The sequence below is a fragment of the Chryseobacterium populi genome (assembly GCF_000282115.1).
GTDB classification, from domain to species: domain Bacteria; phylum Bacteroidota; class Bacteroidia; order Flavobacteriales; family Weeksellaceae; genus Chryseobacterium; species Chryseobacterium populi.
The window spans coordinates 1-17,890 of sequence record NZ_AKJY01000033.1 but is presented as its reverse complement, the minus strand read 5'-3'; the positions used below and the strand labels follow the sequence as shown (position 1 = coordinate 17,890).

Genomic DNA, 17,890 nt, shown 5'->3' with positions numbered 1-17,890 from the left:
CATAAAAATCAATATGTATGAATAAAAAGGAAATCAAATTCAACTCAAAGTTCAAAAAATTATCAAGAAAAGAACAGGTGTCTATTATCGGCGGAAATAATGCTACCGGTAATGAAGAGGGAGGAACAGCCAGCGGAGGAGGAACCAATAATGGAGGGGGAACAGGAAATATTGTATGCGGTGGTATTTTAACTGATCCCTGCATTGATCAAGATGAATATTAAAAACAGAATTCAAAAATGAAAACTCAAACTCATATTGCTCTAAAAAAACTATCCAAAAAGGAGCAATCTGCAATTATTGCCGGAGGTACTTCTCTTAATGTAGGAGATGATCCTCGTAACGGAACTGGAGGCGGGACTAATAATGGTGGCGGATCAGGAAATGTAATAGATCCATGCGTTCTGATCAGCATTACAGAATGTCTTTTTCAGAATAAGTGTACTAAGGAATACGTTCGTACTTGTTAAAAGCTGGGCAAACCGAAATAATTATTCAATAAACTGAAACGGGGTAACTCCTGTTTTTTCTTTGAAGAGGCTCACAAAAGAAATCATTCTTTTACTATTACCAGTAAAAAAACACTGGAGAAAGTTAAATTTGAAGCCAATAACAGTAAGTATAAAAATAACTTCTGGGAGGAACTATCTTTTCCAAATATGCAAACAATATTCAGTTCTTTTTTAACAATGAGCTAAAAGAACAACAAAACATAAGTATAGTAAGCTCTAAAAAGTAATCCATTCCAATTTCAAAAATCTGATTATGAAAAAAAGTTTTCAAATACTATTCATTATTCTTTGTTCTATAATCAATGCACAAAATACAGCCAATCGATTTTTCTATGAATTAACCTATAAGCCCAATAAGGACTCTGCAAAACTGGAAAAGGAAATAATGGCTTTAGACATTGATAAAAGCAAATCTGTTTATCAATCTTATGAACTCATTGGTTTAGACTCATTGGCAAATGTTATCATTACAGAGTCTTTAAAAACAGGAAAAGCAGCTGATACAAAAAGATTTGGCTCAAAAAAAGAAACCAAATTCCTTCATCAGGTTTTTAAAAACTATCCTGTACAGGAAGTCGTTTATAAAGATCAGATTTTCTTAGATTATTATTCTTACCGCGAAAATCCAAATATTGTTTGGAAAATATCGAATGAAAAGCAGAAAATAGGCACATACAATACACAAAAAGCAACAACTGATTACGGTGGAAGGAAGTGGATCGCTTGGTTTACTATAGAAATTCCTTTCCAGGATGGCCCATACAAATTTTATGGACTTCCAGGTCTCATTGTAAAAGTTGAGGACGAAGCAAAAAATTATTCCTGGGAGCTCAAAGGCAACAGAAAAATAGATCATATTAAAGATACTCTATACACAGAAGGATTTATAAAACAATCTGGAATATTTACCTCCAAAGAAATCTCAAAAGAAAAATTTATAGAAAAATATGAACAATATAAAAAAGATCCTCTTGCCAGTATGAGGCAATTAATCTCTCAAGTCCCAACAGACAAAGTGCCAGAAGGATTTTCCATATCACAAGAAATGCGCGAAGGTGAAAAGAAAATGAAAGAAGAGCTCAGCAGAAACAACAACAGCATCGAACTCCATGCAAAAAATAAATAAAATAAAAAATAAGCAATGATGTACTTAAATATTTCATAGCTTCAATTTTCGTATGAGATTTAGGAAATATTCAGAATGCATTATAACTCATTATTATCATTAAAATTTGTACAACAATAAGATATTGGTTTTAAAAATTACCTTCCGGAGGTGGATAAAACAGAGTGAGTAAGGGGGATAGATGAAAGGAATCATCTATCAGCACAAAAGATCTGCCTTTAAAATCAGGCCCAAAAAACTTTACGTAATCAAAGACTTCTAAAGTTTTTGGAAGCATCTTTTCGTAAACAATGAAAGATGTTGGGCTGGAATGTGATCCTTCTTCTTCGTTCACTATTACATTTGTTCTCAGAATATCCCAACCAAACACAACAGCTATACTTGGCAGTGCTGTAAAGTTCAGGAAAAACAATAATGTAATAATACCCCGGAATTTCATTTCACATTCTTTAAAAAACTATTTAGCCTTTCTGTTCATTATCCAGTTGGAATCCGTAAGATTATAGATCTTCTGAATGTCTTTCAGTATTTTTTCAAAGTCTATCTTCAAATCAATAATTTTACCGGTCCTAAGATCGAACACCCAACCATGTACTATAGGGTATTCTTCAAGTAAATACCTTTCCTGTACACAGGCCATTTTAGTCACGTTAATACATTGTTCCAGAACATTAAGTTCTACAAGCCTGTCGTAACGTTTGCCTTCATCTGCAATAGCATCTAATTCCATCAGGTGCAACCTATACACATCACGGATATTTCTCAGCCATGGATTTAGTAACCCTAGATCCTGGGAAGTCATTGCTGCTTTTACACCATCACATTGGTAATGCCCACATACAACAATATGCTTTACTTTAAGATGTTCTACAGCATATTGAATGACGGCTGTGGAATTCATATCCAGGGTATGGACGACATTACCAATTGTTCTATGGATAAAAAACTGTCCTGAACTAACACCCGTTATTTCTTCTGCTACAACTCTGCTATCCGAACCTCCGATGTATAAATACTCAGGGTTTTGTGTTTTAGCAAGTTGTCCAAAAAAATCCGGGTCCTGAGAAAGTTTAAACTCTATCCACTTTCTGTTGTTTTCGAAAATAGCTTCATACGATTGCGTCATAATTTATATTATTAAAAGATTATAAACTACTTTTCGCCTTGAATCATTTTCAAATTCAATAGAATGAATCAATAAGGTTGCAAAAATATGGTTTTTGTTGCTGTTACCAATATTTTTAACACAGTTTAATATTAATTAAAGTGATGATATCCTTTCAACAGTAACAGATATTCTATACTATTTTACAGTATTCTGATAAGATGGATAAAAATATTCACCTAAAAGGAAAATATGGATGATTTTCATGCACGTATTGGAAATTCGAATTACATTCTATTATCTTATTGCTTATTTTTCCAAATAAACGGAAACATTTGATTACAAACATAATAGTATTCAATATAATTCTTTAAATTTGATTTAACAAAACGAATCAAAAACCTACATTTCAAAAGTGAGTAATTCGGTGAGTAACTGGATCTTAATTTCAGGAAATGTCGATAAATAAAGAGATTTAAAGAATAGGTGGTTTTCCCTTCCTGGTGACTACTATCTCGATCAAATTAATAAAAAATGCTGTAAAATATCTTTTACAGCATTTTTCAATTTTTAATTCTGAACTTTTATATTACACATCAAAATGATATTTAACAATTTACTCTTAATAAACTTTTTAAGGTACCTATGTCTTCAGCTACTTTTTTATCCAAAATTTTAGCATAAAGCTGAGTCGTTTTAATACTTTCATGACCTAACATTTTGCTTACACTCTCCAAGGAGACATTATTTCCTAAAGTTACTGTAGTTGCAAAAGTATGCCGGGCAGTATGAAAAGTAAGCTTTTTACTAATCTCGCAATTTTCAGCAATCGTTTTCAAATATTCATTTATTTTCTGATTAGTATAAACTGGTAACAATTTACCTGATTGTATAGTCGTAGGGTGATTTTCATATTTTCTCAGTATTTCCTCTGCTATTGGAAGTAGTGGGATATTCGATGCAGTCCTTGTCTTTTGTCTGTGGGTCTTGATCCATAAGCCACCATCTATTCCTGTAGAAATATGATCTTTTGTTAAATTGTAAATGTCAATATATGCTAGCCCTGTATAACAACTAAAGATGAAAATATCCCGAACAAGATTTAACCCCTGACCTGCAAAATCTTTATTCCGCATAGTTTTAATTTCCTCATGTATAAGAAAATTTGCGGCAACCTCATTGAACTTTCCTTTATAGTACATCACCAAATCTTTTTCAATCCAATTGTTATGGTAACATGTTTTGAGAATCTTTGCCAAGTTTTTAGTATGCTTGACTGTAGAATTATTATTGCATTTTGCTACGGTTCTAAGAAAAAAATCGAAATCATTGAGGAATGCAGGCTCTATTTTTTTGATATTGATATCTGACTTTTTAAAAAAGTTCTTATGGAACTTTTTTAAGTGAGATAAACATGTTTTATAATTTTTGAGAGTAGCTAGTGCATATTCTTTTCCAATGAGTTTTTCCATTTTGTTATTGTGATCTTGAAAAATTGGGATTAAGTAGCGTTCAGTATTCTGTTTTCCTGTGAAAAGGTTTTTAACATCACTTGCATCAAAGGATTCACCTGATAAAACGAGATTTTTTTCAATTTCGAGGATCTTTGATAGTAAAACATCAAAATACTTGTTAACTGTGCGTGCCTCCTCAGAATTGCCTTTTAAACGGCTCATTTCTGAATTCCATTTAGAAGCATCCACCATTTTACCTGTGGAGAACTCTGAGCGTTTTCCATTAACAGTAATTCGCAAATAAACTGGAACTTGTAGATTGTTTTTTGCTTTAGATTTTTTAGCATAAAACAATACTGAGATTTTAGTTTTCATAATAATGACTTTAAAGGTTAAAATAATTTCCGGTGACCCATTAATCAAGATGTTCGATTATTGAACACCTGTACTGATGGGACTTTTAGAGAAATTCGGTTACCTGAAAAAGTCTAAATGGATAGGTCACCGAAAAGGTCACCTTCAATTTGAGAAAATGGCTTATTTTGATATACTACTCAAAATAAAAACCCCTCAAATCATACAATTTGAGGGGTTTTGTTAGAAATCATCCAATTTCTTGTGGTTTCTCCAGGAATCGAACCAGGGACACATGGATTTTCAATCCATTGCTCTACCAACTGAGCTAAGAAACCATATAGTTTGTTGTCTTACTTCGTTATTTAAAGTGGGGGCAAAAATAATAATTTTTACAATACCCTCCAAATGTTTTTTTAACAAATGGAATAAAAAACCGCCTTATTCAGGCGGTTTGTGGTTTCTCCAGGAATCGAACCAGGGACACATGGATTTTCAATCCATTGCTCTACCAACTGAGCTAAGAAACCATTATATTTTTGTTTGTCTTACTTCGTTGTTTTAAAGTGTTGCAAAAGTAAGAAGTTTTCATATATGAAGCAAGTATTAACGGGATTTTTTTCAGATAAAAATAAAACCTATTGATTTTCAGCCGGATTATTTTCCTGTTCTTTTCTTATTTGCTCGCTCATTTCCTCTAATACAGGCTTAATCGTGCTTTCCGGAAGGTCACTGATACGGATATACATCAGTCCGTCGATGGCATCATTGAAGTTTGGGTCTACATTAAATGCGATTACTTTTGCATTCTGTTTGATGTATTTCTTGATCAAAACAGGAAGTCTTAGCTCCGGTTCAAGGTCATCAATGATTTTGTCAAGCTTGTTAAGATCAGATTCCATTTCTTCAAAGAAGATATTTTTATCACGGTCTCTAAGCTTTACTTTATATTCATTTCTTGGAGTAATATATTGGGCAACTGCGCCATCATAATAATTCGAACGCATAAATTCGATCATCAGAGATTTTGAAAACTCCGAAAATTTATTGGAGATACTTACACCGCCCATAAGAAACTTATGATCAGGATTTCTCAAACACACATGAACAATTCCGCGCCATAAAAGGAAAAGCGGAAGCGGTTTCTGTTGGTATTCCTGACAGATGTAAGCGCGTCCCATTTCAATTACCTTTTTAAAGAAAGGATGAATGTCCTGCTCGAATTCAAATAAAGAACTGGTGTAAAACCCTTTAATGCCGTATTTTTTCATCACATCTTTACCCAGAGCCATTCTGTAAGCTCCGACCAGTCTTTCTTCTGCATTATCCCAAAGGAAAAGATGATGATAATGTTTGTCATATTCATCAAGGTCAAAAGGAAGATTACTGCCTTCACCAACAGCACGGAAGGTAAGTTCCCTCTGACGGCCTATTTCCCTCATTACAGAAGGGATTTCCTCATAGGTGGTAAAATAAATTTCATAATTACCGTTGCTGAAAAGCATTTTATCCGTGCCTTTCAGTTTGCTGATATCCTGAATAATATCTTCTTTTGGCGTTTCATCGATGATATTCTGAACAATATTTTCCTCTTTCAGCAAAGGGAATTTTAATGAAAGGTTCTGAAGATTAATGGCCTGGGCCAGTGATTTCCTTTTTTCATAGTAAGACTTCATCATATATACCTTACGTTTAAGGAATTCTCCCAATTCTTCAATAGTTTCCATATCATCCATCGCCTTTACGGCAATCGGTTTTCCGATTCTGATACGGATTGGTTTTTCCCTTTCATTCATCATTTCCGAAGGAAGCATCAGGGTCTGCAAATTCGGATGGAGTTTGGCAATCTGATAAAATAAGCGGCTGTTCTTGGCATGGAAATACATGGGAACTACTGGCACTTTTGCCATTTTAATCAGCTTAAGGGCCGGTTTTTCCCATTCTCTATCTAAAATTTCTCCGTACGGGTTATTTTTATTGGAAACTTCACCCGCCGGAAAAATACCTACACAGCCTCCGTTCTGAAGATGCTTTAATGTTTCACGCATCCCGGATGAGCTGCTGTAAGCTTCTTTCCTATTTTCAAAAGGGTTTACAGAAATTACATACGGTTCCATAGGCTTTATTTTCTCCAGGAGAAAATTACCCATTACTTTGAAATCCGGACGAACTTCTGATAAAATTTTGCACATTAAAATCCCGTCAATAGCCCCAAGCGGATGATTGGAAACAAGAATAAAAGGTCCTGTTTTCGGGATTTTAGCCAAATCTTCTTCAAAAGCGATATAACTTAAGTTTCTCTCTCTTACAAATGAGTCGAAAAAGTCTTTGCCTTCCTTATCTTTGAGCTTATCATACAGCTTATTTACTTCATTTATTTTAGTAAGGCTCATTACAGCAGATGCTACAGGATTCTTCAGGAATCCTATTTTACTCAAGCCGGAAGCTTTAATTAAATCGTTTTTCGAAATTAAACTCATGTGTTTTTAGTCGCTATTAGTTTTATTGTGTTACCATTTGAAGTGTATTTTTTGAGATCTGCTCTAATAAAACACTTTTTTCCTGGTAAAATTTATCAATATTATCAATCTTCGCATTTCGTACCGTAAATAAAGATACATTCTTCACTACCTCAGTTTTAAACACTTTTTGAAGCTCTTCATTAAGCTCATCTATGGTATGGAATTTATCTTCCAGACATAAAGCTAATGAAATTGCTGAATTCTGCATGAGGGAAACTTTAATTTTATATTTTGACAAATATCCGAAAATTAAACTCATATGGTCTTCAGCGATAAAAGAAAAATCTCTTGTGGATATTTTTAGCAATGTTTGATTTTCTTTTAAAATATAGGATTCCTCCTGTTGGTTCTCTGTTGAAGCACCTACTTTTGTTCCTTCTTTTGTAGGATCAATGAAAGATTTTACATAAAAAGGAATGTTTTTTTGCTGTAGTGGCTGTAATGTTTTCGGATGAATTACACTTGCGCCGTAATATGCCATTTCAATAGCCTCTTCATAAGAAATATTGGAAAGAAGGCTTACATCTTTGAATTTTCTCGGATCACCTGTCATTACTCCCGGAACATCTTTCCATATGGTCATAGCTTCAGCATTTAAACAATAGGCAAAAATAGCGGCAGAGTAGTCGGAACCTTCTCTTCCTAATGTTACCGTGAAATTATTCTCATCAGAACCGATAAAACCCTGCGTTACATAGCAGATTTCCGGATTGAGCGTAGACATAAACTCTTCAGTTCTTGTCCAGTCTACAGTACCTTCCTGATATGAGTTGTCCGTTTTTATATAATCTCTTGCATCCAGCCATTGATTGGTAAACTGTATCTCATTAAGATACTCGCTTACAATCTTGGTAGAAATCATTTCTCCGCAGCTTACCACCTGATCATACACAAAACTATAATTAGGTGACTTATTTCTTCTCAAAAAAGAATCAATATCATCAAAAAACAAATTTATTTCTGCAAAAACAGCATGATTTTCCGGAAATAAGCCCTGTGAAATTTCGATGTGTTTTCGTTTTATCTTTTCAATTTCAGTTTGATAGTTATCCTTCTTGAAATAAAGCTCCACCACTTTTTCCAATTCATTAGTTGTTTTGCCCATCGCTGAAATTACCAGCAGACACTTGGCAAATCCCTGGCTTTTTAAAACCATAGATACATTTTTTACACTTTCGGCATCTCTTACAGATGCCCCACCAAACTTGAAAATTTTCATTAAATTGTTAAAAATAAAATTGTTAGATAAAAATTAGTTGAGTTTTTTACGGAGGTCAAAATTATAAATTTACAATGAGATATGAAAGAGGCAGCGGAGACACGTAATTAAGATTTTATTAAAATAAGGGTGATTGCTGGAATTCCTTTTCCCTGGTATCCTATATCGGTGATTAATTATGAAGGTGTAATTTAAATGTGATAGATGTATATTGATGTATTGTGTTGATAAACAGAAGGTAATCTATTTTGAAAGAAAATTCTTTCCATTATTATAAATTTTACGAAATTTGGTGAAAACATAAAAAATAAAATATGTCAGATCAACCATTACAGACTTTAGGGGAATTTCTTATTGATAAGCAGGATGACTTTCAGTACTCCACAGGAGAATTTTCTCGTCTTCTCAGTGCAATAAGATTGGCTTCAAAAGTGGTAAACAGGGAAGTAAACAAGGCTGGAATTGCAGATATTATAGGTAAAGCCGGAAATGAAAATATTCAGGGCGAAGAGCAGCAGAAGCTTGATGTGATTGCCAATGATATTTTTATTACTGCATTGTCACAGAGAGAAGTGGTTTGTGGTATTGCTTCCGAGGAAAATGATGATTTTATTGATATTAAATGTGGTGAAAATGGTCACTTAAGTAAATATGTTGTATTGATCGACCCTCTTGACGGATCCTCAAATATTGATGTAAATGTTTCTGTAGGAACGATCTTTTCAATTTATAGAAGAGTTACAGAACCAGGAACTCCGGTCCAGCTGGAAGACTTTTTACAAAAAGGGGTTAACCAGATTGCAGCAGGTTATGTGATTTACGGTTCCTCAACAATGATTGTTTATACAACAGGAAACGGGGTAAACGGATTTACACTGGATCCGTCTCTGGGAACTTATTATCTTTCTCATCCTAATATGAAGTTCCCGAAAACGGGTAAAATTTATTCAATCAACGAAGGAAACTATATTAAATTCCCTCAGGGAGTTAAAAATTACCTTAAATATTGTCAGATGGAAGAAGGAGACAGGCCATATACCTCAAGATATATCGGATCTTTAGTGGCTGATTTCCATAGAAATATGCTGAAGGGTGGAATTTATATTTATCCTTCTTATTCCCAGGCTCCGAATGGTAAATTAAGATTACTATATGAATGTAATCCGATGGCATTTTTAGCTGAACAGGCCGGAGGAAAAGCGACAGACGGATTTCAAAGAATTCTTGAAGTAGAGCCTACAGAACTTCATCAAAGAATTCCGTTTTTCTGTGGAAGTATCGATATGGTGGAAAAAGCAGAGGAATTTATGCGAATCGATAGTGTAAAATAAATGAGAGCAGAATATTTTAAATACCTGTTACAATTCAAACGCCCGGGTGGAACATCTCGAGGCGTTTTGTCTGAAAAAGAAACCTTTATTCTTGAAATTTTAGAAAATGATAGAAAAGGAACAGGTGAATGTGCCGTTTTCAGAGGCCTGAGTTTTGATGACAGACCGGATTATGAAGAAAAGCTACAGTGGCTTTGTGAAAATATTCAGGATGATGCCGGGTTTTTAAAAAAAGAATTAAAAGAATTTCCCTCAATCTGGTTTGGATATGAGCAGGCGATGCGAAATCTGAAATACGGAAGCAATCTTTATTTTCCAAGTGAATTTACCGACGGACAGTTCCCGATTATTATCAATGGTTTGATCTGGATGGGGGATGCTGATTATATGGAAGAACAGATTCAGGATAAACTGGATCAGGGTTTTCATTGTATTAAATTAAAAATAGGGGTAAACTGGAAATCGGAACATGAAATTCTCCAAAAATTAAGAGCTAAGTTCTCGAAGGAAAAATTAGAATTACGGGTAGATGCCAATGGAGGATTTAATACTGGAGAAGCTAAAATAGTTTTACAGCAACTGGCAGATCTTCATATTCATTCCATCGAGCAGCCGATTAAATCGGGAAATTGGGATGATATGGCAGAATTATGTGCCTATACTCCAACACCGGTCGCATTGGATGAGGAATTGATAGGAATCACCGATTACAATGAAAAGGAAAGGCTTTTAGAAGCTATAAAGCCTCAATATATTATTCTTAAACCGGCTTTGGTAGGTGGATTCTCGGGTTCTGACGAATGGATTTCCCTTGCCGAAAAACAAAATATAAACTGGTGGATCACTTCCGCCCTTGAAAGTAATATCGGTTTAAACGCTATAGCACAGTATACCTATACTAAAAAAAGTAAAATGCCTCAAGGCCTGGGCACAGGAGGCTTATTTACTAATAATTTTGATAATCATTTGGATTTGCGAGGAGAACGATTGCTTTTTAAAGCATAATAGTAACCTGGAAACTGTGTTACTTTTCCAGTTAAAGTCTAATTAAATCTCTTCAGTAACGAAGATCGCTTTCTTGATGTTCTCTAATAAATGAGAAAACTTTAGCTTAAACTTTTTCATGATGGAAAATTTAATGGATTTGGTTAATTCTCTATTCCTAGAAATAAGCAATCTTTATGCCAACTTTTGATTATTGATAATTTTTAACATAAAAATTTATTAATAATTATATTTTAACAGATTGTTAACTGATTATTGTGAAAATATTCTCATTTTCTTTTAATCTACTGAGAACTAGGTTTATAAGCCTAAATACAGGCCGGAATATGATTTTCTTTGTAAAAAGTAATATTTTTTATAAATTCCATAATTAGTTTTAAACTTTACTACAATATTATATTATTGATTGTTATTTTTGAAAAAATGTTGAATTATTGCGGGTCTTCTTTTTTAATCATCACTTTCGTAAACCCTAAATTTTCCCTAACTTTGTGAACCTTTTTTTGCATATAAAAGCTAACTTAATGGAAGAAGAAAAAAAAACACTCAATTTTATTGAGCAAATTATTGAAGATGATCTGGCAAACGGTTTGAATCAAAATCAGATCCGTTTCCGTTTTCCCCCTGAACCAAACGGGTACCTGCATGTAGGGCATACGAAAGCCATCTGCATCAACTTTGGTCTGGGTGAAAAATACAATGCTCCCGTAAACCTGCGTTTCGACGATACAAACCCTGAAAAAGAAGAACAGGAATTTGTAGATTCTATTAAAAAAGACGTTGAATGGCTTGGTTTCAAATGGGATAAAGAATTGTATGCATCAGACTATTTCCAGCAGCTTTATGATTGGGCCGTACAGCTGATCAAAGAAGGGAAGGCATATGTAGATGAGCAGCCATCAGAAGTGATCACTGAGCAAAGAAAGAATCCTGCAGAACCAGGCATCGAATCACCTTACAGAAACCGTCCTGTTGAAGAGTCTTTAGACTTATTCGAAAGAATGAAAAACGGTGAGTTTGAGGAAGGTGCCATGTCACTTCGGGCTAAAATTGATATGGTTTCACCAAATATGAACATGCGTGATCCTGTGATGTACAGAATTTTAAAAAGGCCACACCATAGAACGGGTACCGAATGGAAAATTTATCCTATGTATGACTGGGCTCATGGTGAATCTGACTATTTAGAACAAGTATCCCATTCATTGTGCTCTTTAGAATTTGAAAATCACAGACCGCTTTATAACTGGTATCTGGATCAGGTATATGATGAATCTAAAGTAGCACCGAAGCAAAGAGAATTTGCAAGGATGAATGTTTCTTATATGATCACATCCAAAAGAAAGCTTCAAAGGCTTGTTGCTGAAAATGTTGTGACAGGCTGGGATGATCCGAGGATGCCTACAATTTCCGGAATGAGAAGAAAAGGTTTTACACCTGCTTCCATCAGGAATTTTATTGAAAGAGTAGGAGTTGCAAAAAGAGAAAACCTGATTGAAATTCAATTATTGGATTTCAGTGTCCGTGAAGATCTCAACAAAGTGGCTAAACGGGTCATGGCAGTAGTAGATCCGATAAAATTGGTGATCGAAAATTATCCTGAAGGGAAAGAAGAATGGGTGGAAACTGAAAACAATCCTGAAAAGGAAGGTGCCGGAACAAGAGAAATTCCATTCTCAAGAGAATTATACATTGAGCGTGAAGATTTTAAAGAAGAAGCCAATAATAAATTTTTCAGATTAAAATTAGGAGGTGAAGTCCGCTTGAAGTCTGCATACATCATCAAAGCTGAAAGAGTGGAGAAGGATGAAAACGGAGAAATTACCACGATTTATGCTACTTACGATGAAAAAAGCAAGTCAGGAAGCGGAACTGAAGAGAGCTTAAGAAAAGTGAAAGGTACATTACACTGGGTATCTGTAAAACATGCAATCCCTGTGGAAGTAAGAATTTTTGAGAATTTATTCACTGTTGAACAGCCTGATGCTGAAAAAGATGTGGATTTCCTGGATTTCATCAACCCTGAATCGGTGAGCATTATTAAAGGATTTGCTGAGCCTGCTTTAAAAGATGTAGCTGTTGGAGAACCTTTACAGTTCCAGAGAATTGGATATTTTACAAAAGATCAGGACTCTACTGAGACCAATCTGGTATTCAACCGTACTGTAACATTGAAAGACTCTTATAAGCCGGAGTAAAAATTATTGATACCAATATATTAAATAAACAGGGCTTGATTTTTAGGCCCTGTTTTTTATTGTCAGTTCAGTGGTTTTTGAAAAGGAGAAAAATGTATCGGAAACTTTTAATTTATATAACCGCAAGGGTATGCAAAGAAAATTAATTGTAATGTGATTTAAGATAAACAAAGGCGTAAACTTATTTAAGAAATACAATCTGTTTTCTAGTTAAATAAGCGCATTTGTTTAACCTGATCAGTTAAGCTATTAATCTTTGTACTGTTGTGTTAACCAAATACAAAATTTAAAATTGTGAAACTACTACACATATATACAAGTTCATTTAAAGGGCTTTCTCAGGAAAGCTGGATGTTGGCATTGGTAATGCTCATCAACCGGTCCGGATCTATGGTACTCCCGTTTCTGGGAGTATACATGACGGCTCATCTGCATTTCAGTATTGAAAATTCAGGAGTTATCCTGAGTTTTTTCGGAATAGGATCAGTACTCGGTTCCTGGTTCGGAGGAATGATTACAGATAAAATCGGGGAATACCGGGTACAGAGTTTAAGCCTGCTGTTGAGTGTGCCATTGTTTTGTTTGATTCCGCTTTTTAAAACTGAAGTGGGGCTGGCAGGTATTATTCTGGCTCAAAGTATTGTAAGTGAAACCTTTCGTCCGGCTAACTCGGTAGCCATTACCAAATATGCAAAACCTGAAAATATTACGAGAGCATTCTCATTAAACCGGATGGCGATAAATTTAGGATTTTCTATTGGTCCGGCTTTAGGTGGGATTTTATCAGCAATTTCTTATGAATTTTTATTTTTCAGTAATGCTTTAGCAGCTTTATTGGCAGGCTTGATGTATATCTGGTTTTTCGGGAAGCGGAATAAACTGGCCGTTAGAAAAGCTAAAAAAGTGAAAGAAGCTGTATTCATTAAAAAAGAAAATTCGCCGTACCGCGATACTAAATTCTTAATTTACTGTTTCTTTTGCATGCTCTTTTCCATATGCTTTTTCCAGTTATTCAGCACATTGACAATTTTCTACAAAGATACAGCACATCTGAGCCAGCAGAGTATAGGATATATTTTAGGCTATAGTGGCTTCCTGATCGTGTTGCTGGAAATGGCATTTGTACAGATTGCGGAAAAATATTTTAAGCTTGCTTTTACCATGCTTTTGGGAACTTTCCTATGCGGATTTTCATATGCTATGATGGCATTCGATTACAGTATGATTACGCTGGTCGTATCGATGACGATACTGTGTATCGGAGAAATCTGGACGTTGCCTTTCATGTCAACCATCACCGCTTTACGCTCCGGAGAAAATAATAAAGGAGCTTATATGGGACTGAACGGGATATCATTTTCCATTGCATTTATCATTACGCCTTATGCAGGAACTTTGATTGCAGAGAAATTCGGGTTTACTGTTTTATGGCTTGGAACCGGGACTTTAGCAACTATTATTGCAGTTGCTCTTTATTTTATTGTTCCGTGGATGCTTAAAGATAAAGCTGGAGGTCAGGAGTTATAAGCTATAAGTTATAAGTTATGAGTTATGAGTTATGAGTGTTGGTAATTTGGATTTTTAATACATAATACAAAACAGATTTCATTCATTTTAAATAAACTCCTAGCTTTGTATTAATGACAAAATATGGTTTTTTAATTCTGGTATTCTGCAATTCAGCTCTCTTTTCGCAAAAAGGAGGAGATTCGTTGGCCTTAATTTCTGAAGTGAAAATTGATGCCTATAAAAAACCGACTCCTTTTATCACTTCTACAAAATCAGTCTCTGTGGCTTCAGAGAATCTTCTGAATCAGAATACTCCTGAAAGAATGCTGGAATCCGTTAACCAGATTGCAGGTGCCAGAATGGAGGAACGTTCCCCTGCAAGCTATAGGATTTCCTTACGGGGAAGCACTTTACGGTCACCCTTTGGAGTCCGGAATATTAAGGTTTATCTTGATGACTTTATCTTGTCGGATGCTTCGGGAAATACTTATTTTAATACTCTTTCTCCTGAACTAATCGACAGAATGGAAGTTTATAAAGGACCTGAAAGTGGTGATTACGGAGCAGTAACAGGGGGAACACTTTTACTTCAGACAAAAAAAGCTGACAATTTATCTGTGAACCTGGCTACAGGAAGTTATGGAACTTTTAATCAAAGCATTCGTTTTTCAAAACAATCGGGAAAACATTTTTTTGAAATTTTCGAAAATTATTACAGGACAGATTCTTACAGGAAACAGTCTGCAGCTGAGAGAAAACTCATATTTTTAAAAGACCGGTTTCAATATACACAAAAAGCATCGTTACATGCGATGCTTTTATTTTCAGACCTGAAGTACCAAACTCCGGGAGGGCTTACGCTTGAGCAGATGCAAATAGACAGGAAACAAGCCAGACCGGCAACAGCAACACTTCCGGGTGCGGCAGAACAGAATGCGGGAATCCGGAACAGAATGATTTTAGCCGGAGTTTCACATGAATATAATTTAGGTCCACAATTCTCCCATTTTATTTTACTCCAGGGATCTTATGTAGATTTTGAAAATCCTTTCATCACCAATTTTGAGAACCGTTTTGAGAAGAATTTCGCTTTAAGAACTCATTTCAATTATGAGAAGAGCTGGAATACAGTTTCATTAGCCTGGAGATTGGGTTTTGAAGGAGGAATCAATACTATTCTCATTAAAAATTATGATAATAACAAAGGAAATGAAAGCAACCCGCAGAACTTTGACCAGCTTAAAAATACCTCCGGGTTTTATTTTCTTTCGCAGAAATTCAATATAGCTGAAAAACTATTTACAGATATTTCCATAAGCCTGAACTCCAATGCATACGAATGGGAAAGATTATATCCGGTTTCCGGGAATGGAAAAATACATTTTAAAAATCAATGGCTCCCCAATTTTGGAATTACTTATCTGTTAGGAAAAGGGTTTTCAGTACGGGTGAAGGCTGGGAAAGGAAATTCTGCCCCAACCAATGAGGAAGTCCGTTCTTCGGACCAGCAATTTAATCTGAACCTTGTTCCGGAATACGGATGGAATAAGGAATTGGGTTTACGGAAACAGTTTGGAAATACAATTTTCATTGAAGGAAGTTATTTTGACTTCCGGATGAAAGATGCTATTGTAAGAAGACAGAACGAAGCAGGCCAGGAGTTTTTTGTTAACCAGGGAAGCACCAGTCAGAAAGGCTTTGAAGTACTTTTGGAATCTAAAAGCTTTAACTTTCAGAATGATTTTCCGAGTCGTTTTAAATTCAGGATTTCAGGAAGCTTCTACAACTTTAAATTTGAAAATTATACCGGAAACAATCAGGTGTTTTCCGGAAATGATCTCACCGGAGTTCCTGCAACAACAATCAACAGCTTACTGAATTTTGTATTCTTAAAAAAACTCTCAATAGATTATTCCCATTTTTATACTTCAAAAACTCCTCTGAATGATGCTAATTCCGTATGGTCCGAATCGAGCTTTGTTGGAAATATTCAGTTCAGGTTTCCCGTTAATTTTGAAAAAGCAAGGCTTAATCTGTATCTTCAGATTCAGAACCTTTACAATACGGATTATGTATTAGGTTTTGATACCAATGCTTTTGGAAGCAGATTTTACAATCCGGCTGCAAAAAGGAATTTTATTATTGGAGCTAAAATAGATTTTTAAAGCTTAATCATAAAGACACTAAATTTTTGGCTTTCATAGATCTTAATACAAATATCAGCTTAATCAGTGAGATTATAAATTTTTTCCATTTAAATTCACGTTCGTTGAGGTTCTTACGGAATGACAAAGTTTGTGTTGTATTTTTTGAAAGTTTGCAGATCATTAAGTCATCAGGTTTTTATCCTGGCTCTGGCATAAACACAGGATCAGTTTTTAAGCGTTAAAAACATTCTGGAAAGTACTGCGCTTAACAGGAACTATTTCGAAACAATATGCCGGATAATCATCTCTGCATGAATTCTGGAGTTTTCAATAAACCAGAGATGAGTGTCTTTTCCCCCACAAACCACACCCGCCAGATAAAGGTTTTTAATATTGGTTTCCATTGTTTCCGGATGATAGAGTGGGTTCAGGCAATCTCCCTGTAATTCTATTCCTGAGTTTCTTAAAAAATCAAAATCCGGAAGATAACCTGTCATGGCTAAAACAAAATCATTTTCAATCTCATGAGCCTGTCCGTTTTCATCATTAAATACAAGTGTATTTTCCTTTATTTCTAAAATCTCGGAATTAAAATAAGCGGTAATATTTCCTTCAGTAATCCTGTTTTCAATATCCGGTTTTACCCAATATTTTACACTTTTTGATATTTCGGAATGCCTGATGATCATGGTGACTTCAGCTCCTTTTCTATAGGTTTCCAAAGCAGCATCTACCGCCGAATTGCTCGAGCCCACCACCACAACTTTCTGTTTGGCATATGGATAAGGTTCGGTATAATAATGTTTTACTTTCGGAAGGTTTTCTCCGGGAATATTCATCAGATTCGGGATGTCGTAAAAACCGGTGGAAATAATCACATTCTTCGCAGCATATTTTGATTTTGTGGTTTCAATTTCAAATACATCATTATTTTTTGAAACTTTCACTACCTTTTCATATAAATTAATATTGAGGTTCTTTTGTCTTGCAATTCCCTGATAATATTCCAAAGCTTCCTGCCTGCCGGGTTTAGGAGCTGTTGATATAAACGGAATTCCATCGATCTCCAATTTTTCAGCGGTTGAAAAAAACCGCATGTATAAAGGATAGTTGTACAGTGAATTGACAATGGTTCCTTTTTCTATGATTAAATAAGTGAGACTGTTTTTTTTAGCTTCAAGGGCACAATTAAGACCAATAGGCCCGGCTCCGATAATGAGAATATCTAAAATTTCCATATGACAAATGTACTTAAAACCTTAATATTAAGCTTATCACAGGCAAAAGAACTTATCTATTCCCACTATTTTTGTTGGCATCAGTTTTGGTGATTTTATAAAACATTAAAATCATAATTAACGTGAGTTCGATTTAAGCCGCAATTAATCTATCTTGATCAATGATGTCA

General features: G+C 34.9%; 14 protein-coding genes and 2 tRNA genes. 8 read left to right on the top strand and 8 right to left on the bottom strand.

The features are described from left to right. Nucleotides 1–17: 17 nt before the first annotated feature. The 3 genes from PMI13_RS09740 (at nucleotide 18) to PMI13_RS09730 (ending at nucleotide 1,638) form a co-directional block, all read left to right on the top strand. Nucleotides 18–224 (top strand): hypothetical protein, encoded by a 207-nt coding sequence (locus PMI13_RS09740; protein WP_007843191.1) that lies wholly within the window; start codon nucleotides 18–20, stop codon nucleotides 222–224. Nucleotides 225–239: 15 nt separating this feature from the next. Then, nucleotides 240–470: a hypothetical protein gene (locus PMI13_RS09735; RefSeq protein WP_007843188.1), complete on the top strand. Its 231-nt coding sequence runs from the start codon at nucleotides 240–242 to the stop codon at nucleotides 468–470. Between the two features lie 295 nt (nucleotides 471–765). Then, nucleotides 766–1,638, top strand: a complete 873-nt coding sequence (locus PMI13_RS09730) for a GLPGLI family protein (protein ID WP_007843187.1) — start codon at nucleotides 766–768, stop codon at nucleotides 1,636–1,638. 130 nt (nucleotides 1,639–1,768) lie between these two features. Here the strand turns inward: PMI13_RS09730 and PMI13_RS09725 are convergent, their stop codons facing one another. The 7 genes from PMI13_RS09725 to PMI13_RS09695 form a co-directional block, all read right to left on the bottom strand. After that, nucleotides 1,769–2,077 carry a hypothetical protein gene (locus PMI13_RS09725; RefSeq protein WP_007843185.1) on the bottom strand — a complete coding sequence of 103 codons (309 nt, stop codon included), beginning with the start codon at nucleotides 2,075–2,077 and terminating at the stop codon, nucleotides 1,769–1,771. Between the two features lie 18 nt (nucleotides 2,078–2,095). Further along, entirely contained in the window at nucleotides 2,096–2,764 is a 669-nt protein-coding gene (locus PMI13_RS09720) for a carbonic anhydrase (RefSeq protein ID WP_007843183.1), read from the bottom strand. A gap of 587 nt (nucleotides 2,765–3,351) precedes the next feature. Then, nucleotides 3,352–4,572, bottom strand: a complete 1,221-nt coding sequence (locus PMI13_RS09715) for a site-specific integrase (protein ID WP_007843181.1) — start codon at nucleotides 4,570–4,572, stop codon at nucleotides 3,352–3,354. Between the two features lie 244 nt (nucleotides 4,573–4,816). After that, nucleotides 4,817–4,889, bottom strand: a tRNA-Phe gene (locus PMI13_RS09710). Nucleotides 4,890–5,008: 119 nt separating this feature from the next. Next, nucleotides 5,009–5,081: transfer RNA gene (locus tag PMI13_RS09705), tRNA-Phe, on the bottom strand. A 108-nt stretch (nucleotides 5,082–5,189) separates the two neighbouring features. Further along, nucleotides 5,190–7,031 (bottom strand): lysophospholipid acyltransferase family protein, encoded by a 1,842-nt coding sequence (locus PMI13_RS09700; protein ID WP_007843179.1) that lies wholly within the window; start codon nucleotides 7,029–7,031, stop codon nucleotides 5,190–5,192. Between the two features lie 22 nt (nucleotides 7,032–7,053). Further along, nucleotides 7,054–8,292, bottom strand: a complete 1,239-nt coding sequence (locus tag PMI13_RS09695; RefSeq protein ID WP_007843176.1) for an aspartate kinase — start codon at nucleotides 8,290–8,292, stop codon at nucleotides 7,054–7,056. 314 nt (nucleotides 8,293–8,606) lie between these two features. Between PMI13_RS09695 and fbp the strand changes: the two genes are divergently transcribed. The 5 genes from fbp to PMI13_RS09670 all read left to right on the top strand — a co-directional run bounded on the left by fbp (nucleotide 8,607) and on the right by PMI13_RS09670 (nucleotide 16,500). Beyond that, nucleotides 8,607–9,623, top strand: coding sequence for a class 1 fructose-bisphosphatase (gene fbp, locus PMI13_RS09690; RefSeq protein WP_007843175.1), 1,017 nt, complete (start codon nucleotides 8,607–8,609; stop codon nucleotides 9,621–9,623). Continuing rightward, nucleotides 9,624–10,628 (top strand): o-succinylbenzoate synthase, encoded by a 1,005-nt coding sequence (locus tag PMI13_RS09685; RefSeq protein WP_007843174.1) that lies wholly within the window; start codon nucleotides 9,624–9,626, stop codon nucleotides 10,626–10,628. It begins immediately after the preceding gene. A 524-nt stretch (nucleotides 10,629–11,152) separates the two neighbouring features. After that, a complete protein-coding gene (locus tag PMI13_RS09680; protein WP_007843171.1) occupies nucleotides 11,153–12,826 on the top strand; it encodes a glutamine--tRNA ligase/YqeY domain fusion protein in 1,674 nt (557 codons plus the stop codon). 351 nt (nucleotides 12,827–13,177) lie between these two features. Next, the gene (locus tag PMI13_RS09675; protein WP_081491296.1) at nucleotides 13,178–14,353 is read left to right on the top strand and encodes an MFS transporter; all 1,176 of its coding nucleotides are present in this window, start codon (nucleotides 13,178–13,180) and stop codon (nucleotides 14,351–14,353) included. A gap of 113 nt (nucleotides 14,354–14,466) precedes the next feature. After that, nucleotides 14,467–16,500: a TonB-dependent receptor gene (locus tag PMI13_RS09670; RefSeq protein WP_007843158.1), complete on the top strand. Its 2,034-nt coding sequence runs from the start codon at nucleotides 14,467–14,469 to the stop codon at nucleotides 16,498–16,500. A gap of 257 nt (nucleotides 16,501–16,757) precedes the next feature. Here PMI13_RS09670 and PMI13_RS09665 read toward each other — a convergent pair whose 3' ends face one another. Continuing rightward, the gene (locus tag PMI13_RS09665; protein ID WP_007843156.1) at nucleotides 16,758–17,720 is read right to left on the bottom strand and encodes a YpdA family putative bacillithiol disulfide reductase; all 963 of its coding nucleotides are present in this window, start codon (nucleotides 17,718–17,720) and stop codon (nucleotides 16,758–16,760) included. Nucleotides 17,721–17,890 lie beyond the last annotated feature (170 nt).

Bases quoted from the DNA above. Each gene is read 5' to 3' on its own strand.
- PMI13_RS09665 (WP_007843156.1), bottom strand. From the start codon at position 17,720: ATGGAAATTTTAGATATTCTCATTATCGGAGCCGGGCCTATTGGTCTT.
- PMI13_RS09720 (WP_007843183.1), bottom strand. From the start codon at position 2,764: ATGACGCAATCGTATGAAGCTATTTTCGAAAACAACAGAAAGTGGATA.
- fbp (WP_007843175.1), top strand. From the start codon at position 8,607: ATGTCAGATCAACCATTACAGACTTTAGGGGAATTTCTTATTGATAAG.
- PMI13_RS09725 (WP_007843185.1), bottom strand. From the start codon at position 2,077: ATGAAATTCCGGGGTATTATTACATTATTGTTTTTCCTGAACTTTACA.
- PMI13_RS09680 (WP_007843171.1), top strand. From the start codon at position 11,153: ATGGAAGAAGAAAAAAAAACACTCAATTTTATTGAGCAAATTATTGAA.
- PMI13_RS09735 (WP_007843188.1), top strand. From the start codon at position 240: ATGAAAACTCAAACTCATATTGCTCTAAAAAAACTATCCAAAAAGGAG.
- PMI13_RS09685 (WP_007843174.1), top strand. From the start codon at position 9,624: ATGAGAGCAGAATATTTTAAATACCTGTTACAATTCAAACGCCCGGGT.
- PMI13_RS09675 (WP_081491296.1), top strand. From the start codon at position 13,178: ATGTTGGCATTGGTAATGCTCATCAACCGGTCCGGATCTATGGTACTC.
- PMI13_RS09695 (WP_007843176.1), bottom strand. From the start codon at position 8,292: ATGAAAATTTTCAAGTTTGGTGGGGCATCTGTAAGAGATGCCGAAAGT.
- PMI13_RS09740 (WP_007843191.1), top strand. From the start codon at position 18: ATGAATAAAAAGGAAATCAAATTCAACTCAAAGTTCAAAAAATTATCA.
- PMI13_RS09700 (WP_007843179.1), bottom strand. From the start codon at position 7,031: ATGAGTTTAATTTCGAAAAACGATTTAATTAAAGCTTCCGGCTTGAGT.
- PMI13_RS09715 (WP_007843181.1), bottom strand. From the start codon at position 4,572: ATGAAAACTAAAATCTCAGTATTGTTTTATGCTAAAAAATCTAAAGCA.
- PMI13_RS09730 (WP_007843187.1), top strand. From the start codon at position 766: ATGAAAAAAAGTTTTCAAATACTATTCATTATTCTTTGTTCTATAATC.
- PMI13_RS09670 (WP_007843158.1), top strand. From the start codon at position 14,467: ATGACAAAATATGGTTTTTTAATTCTGGTATTCTGCAATTCAGCTCTC.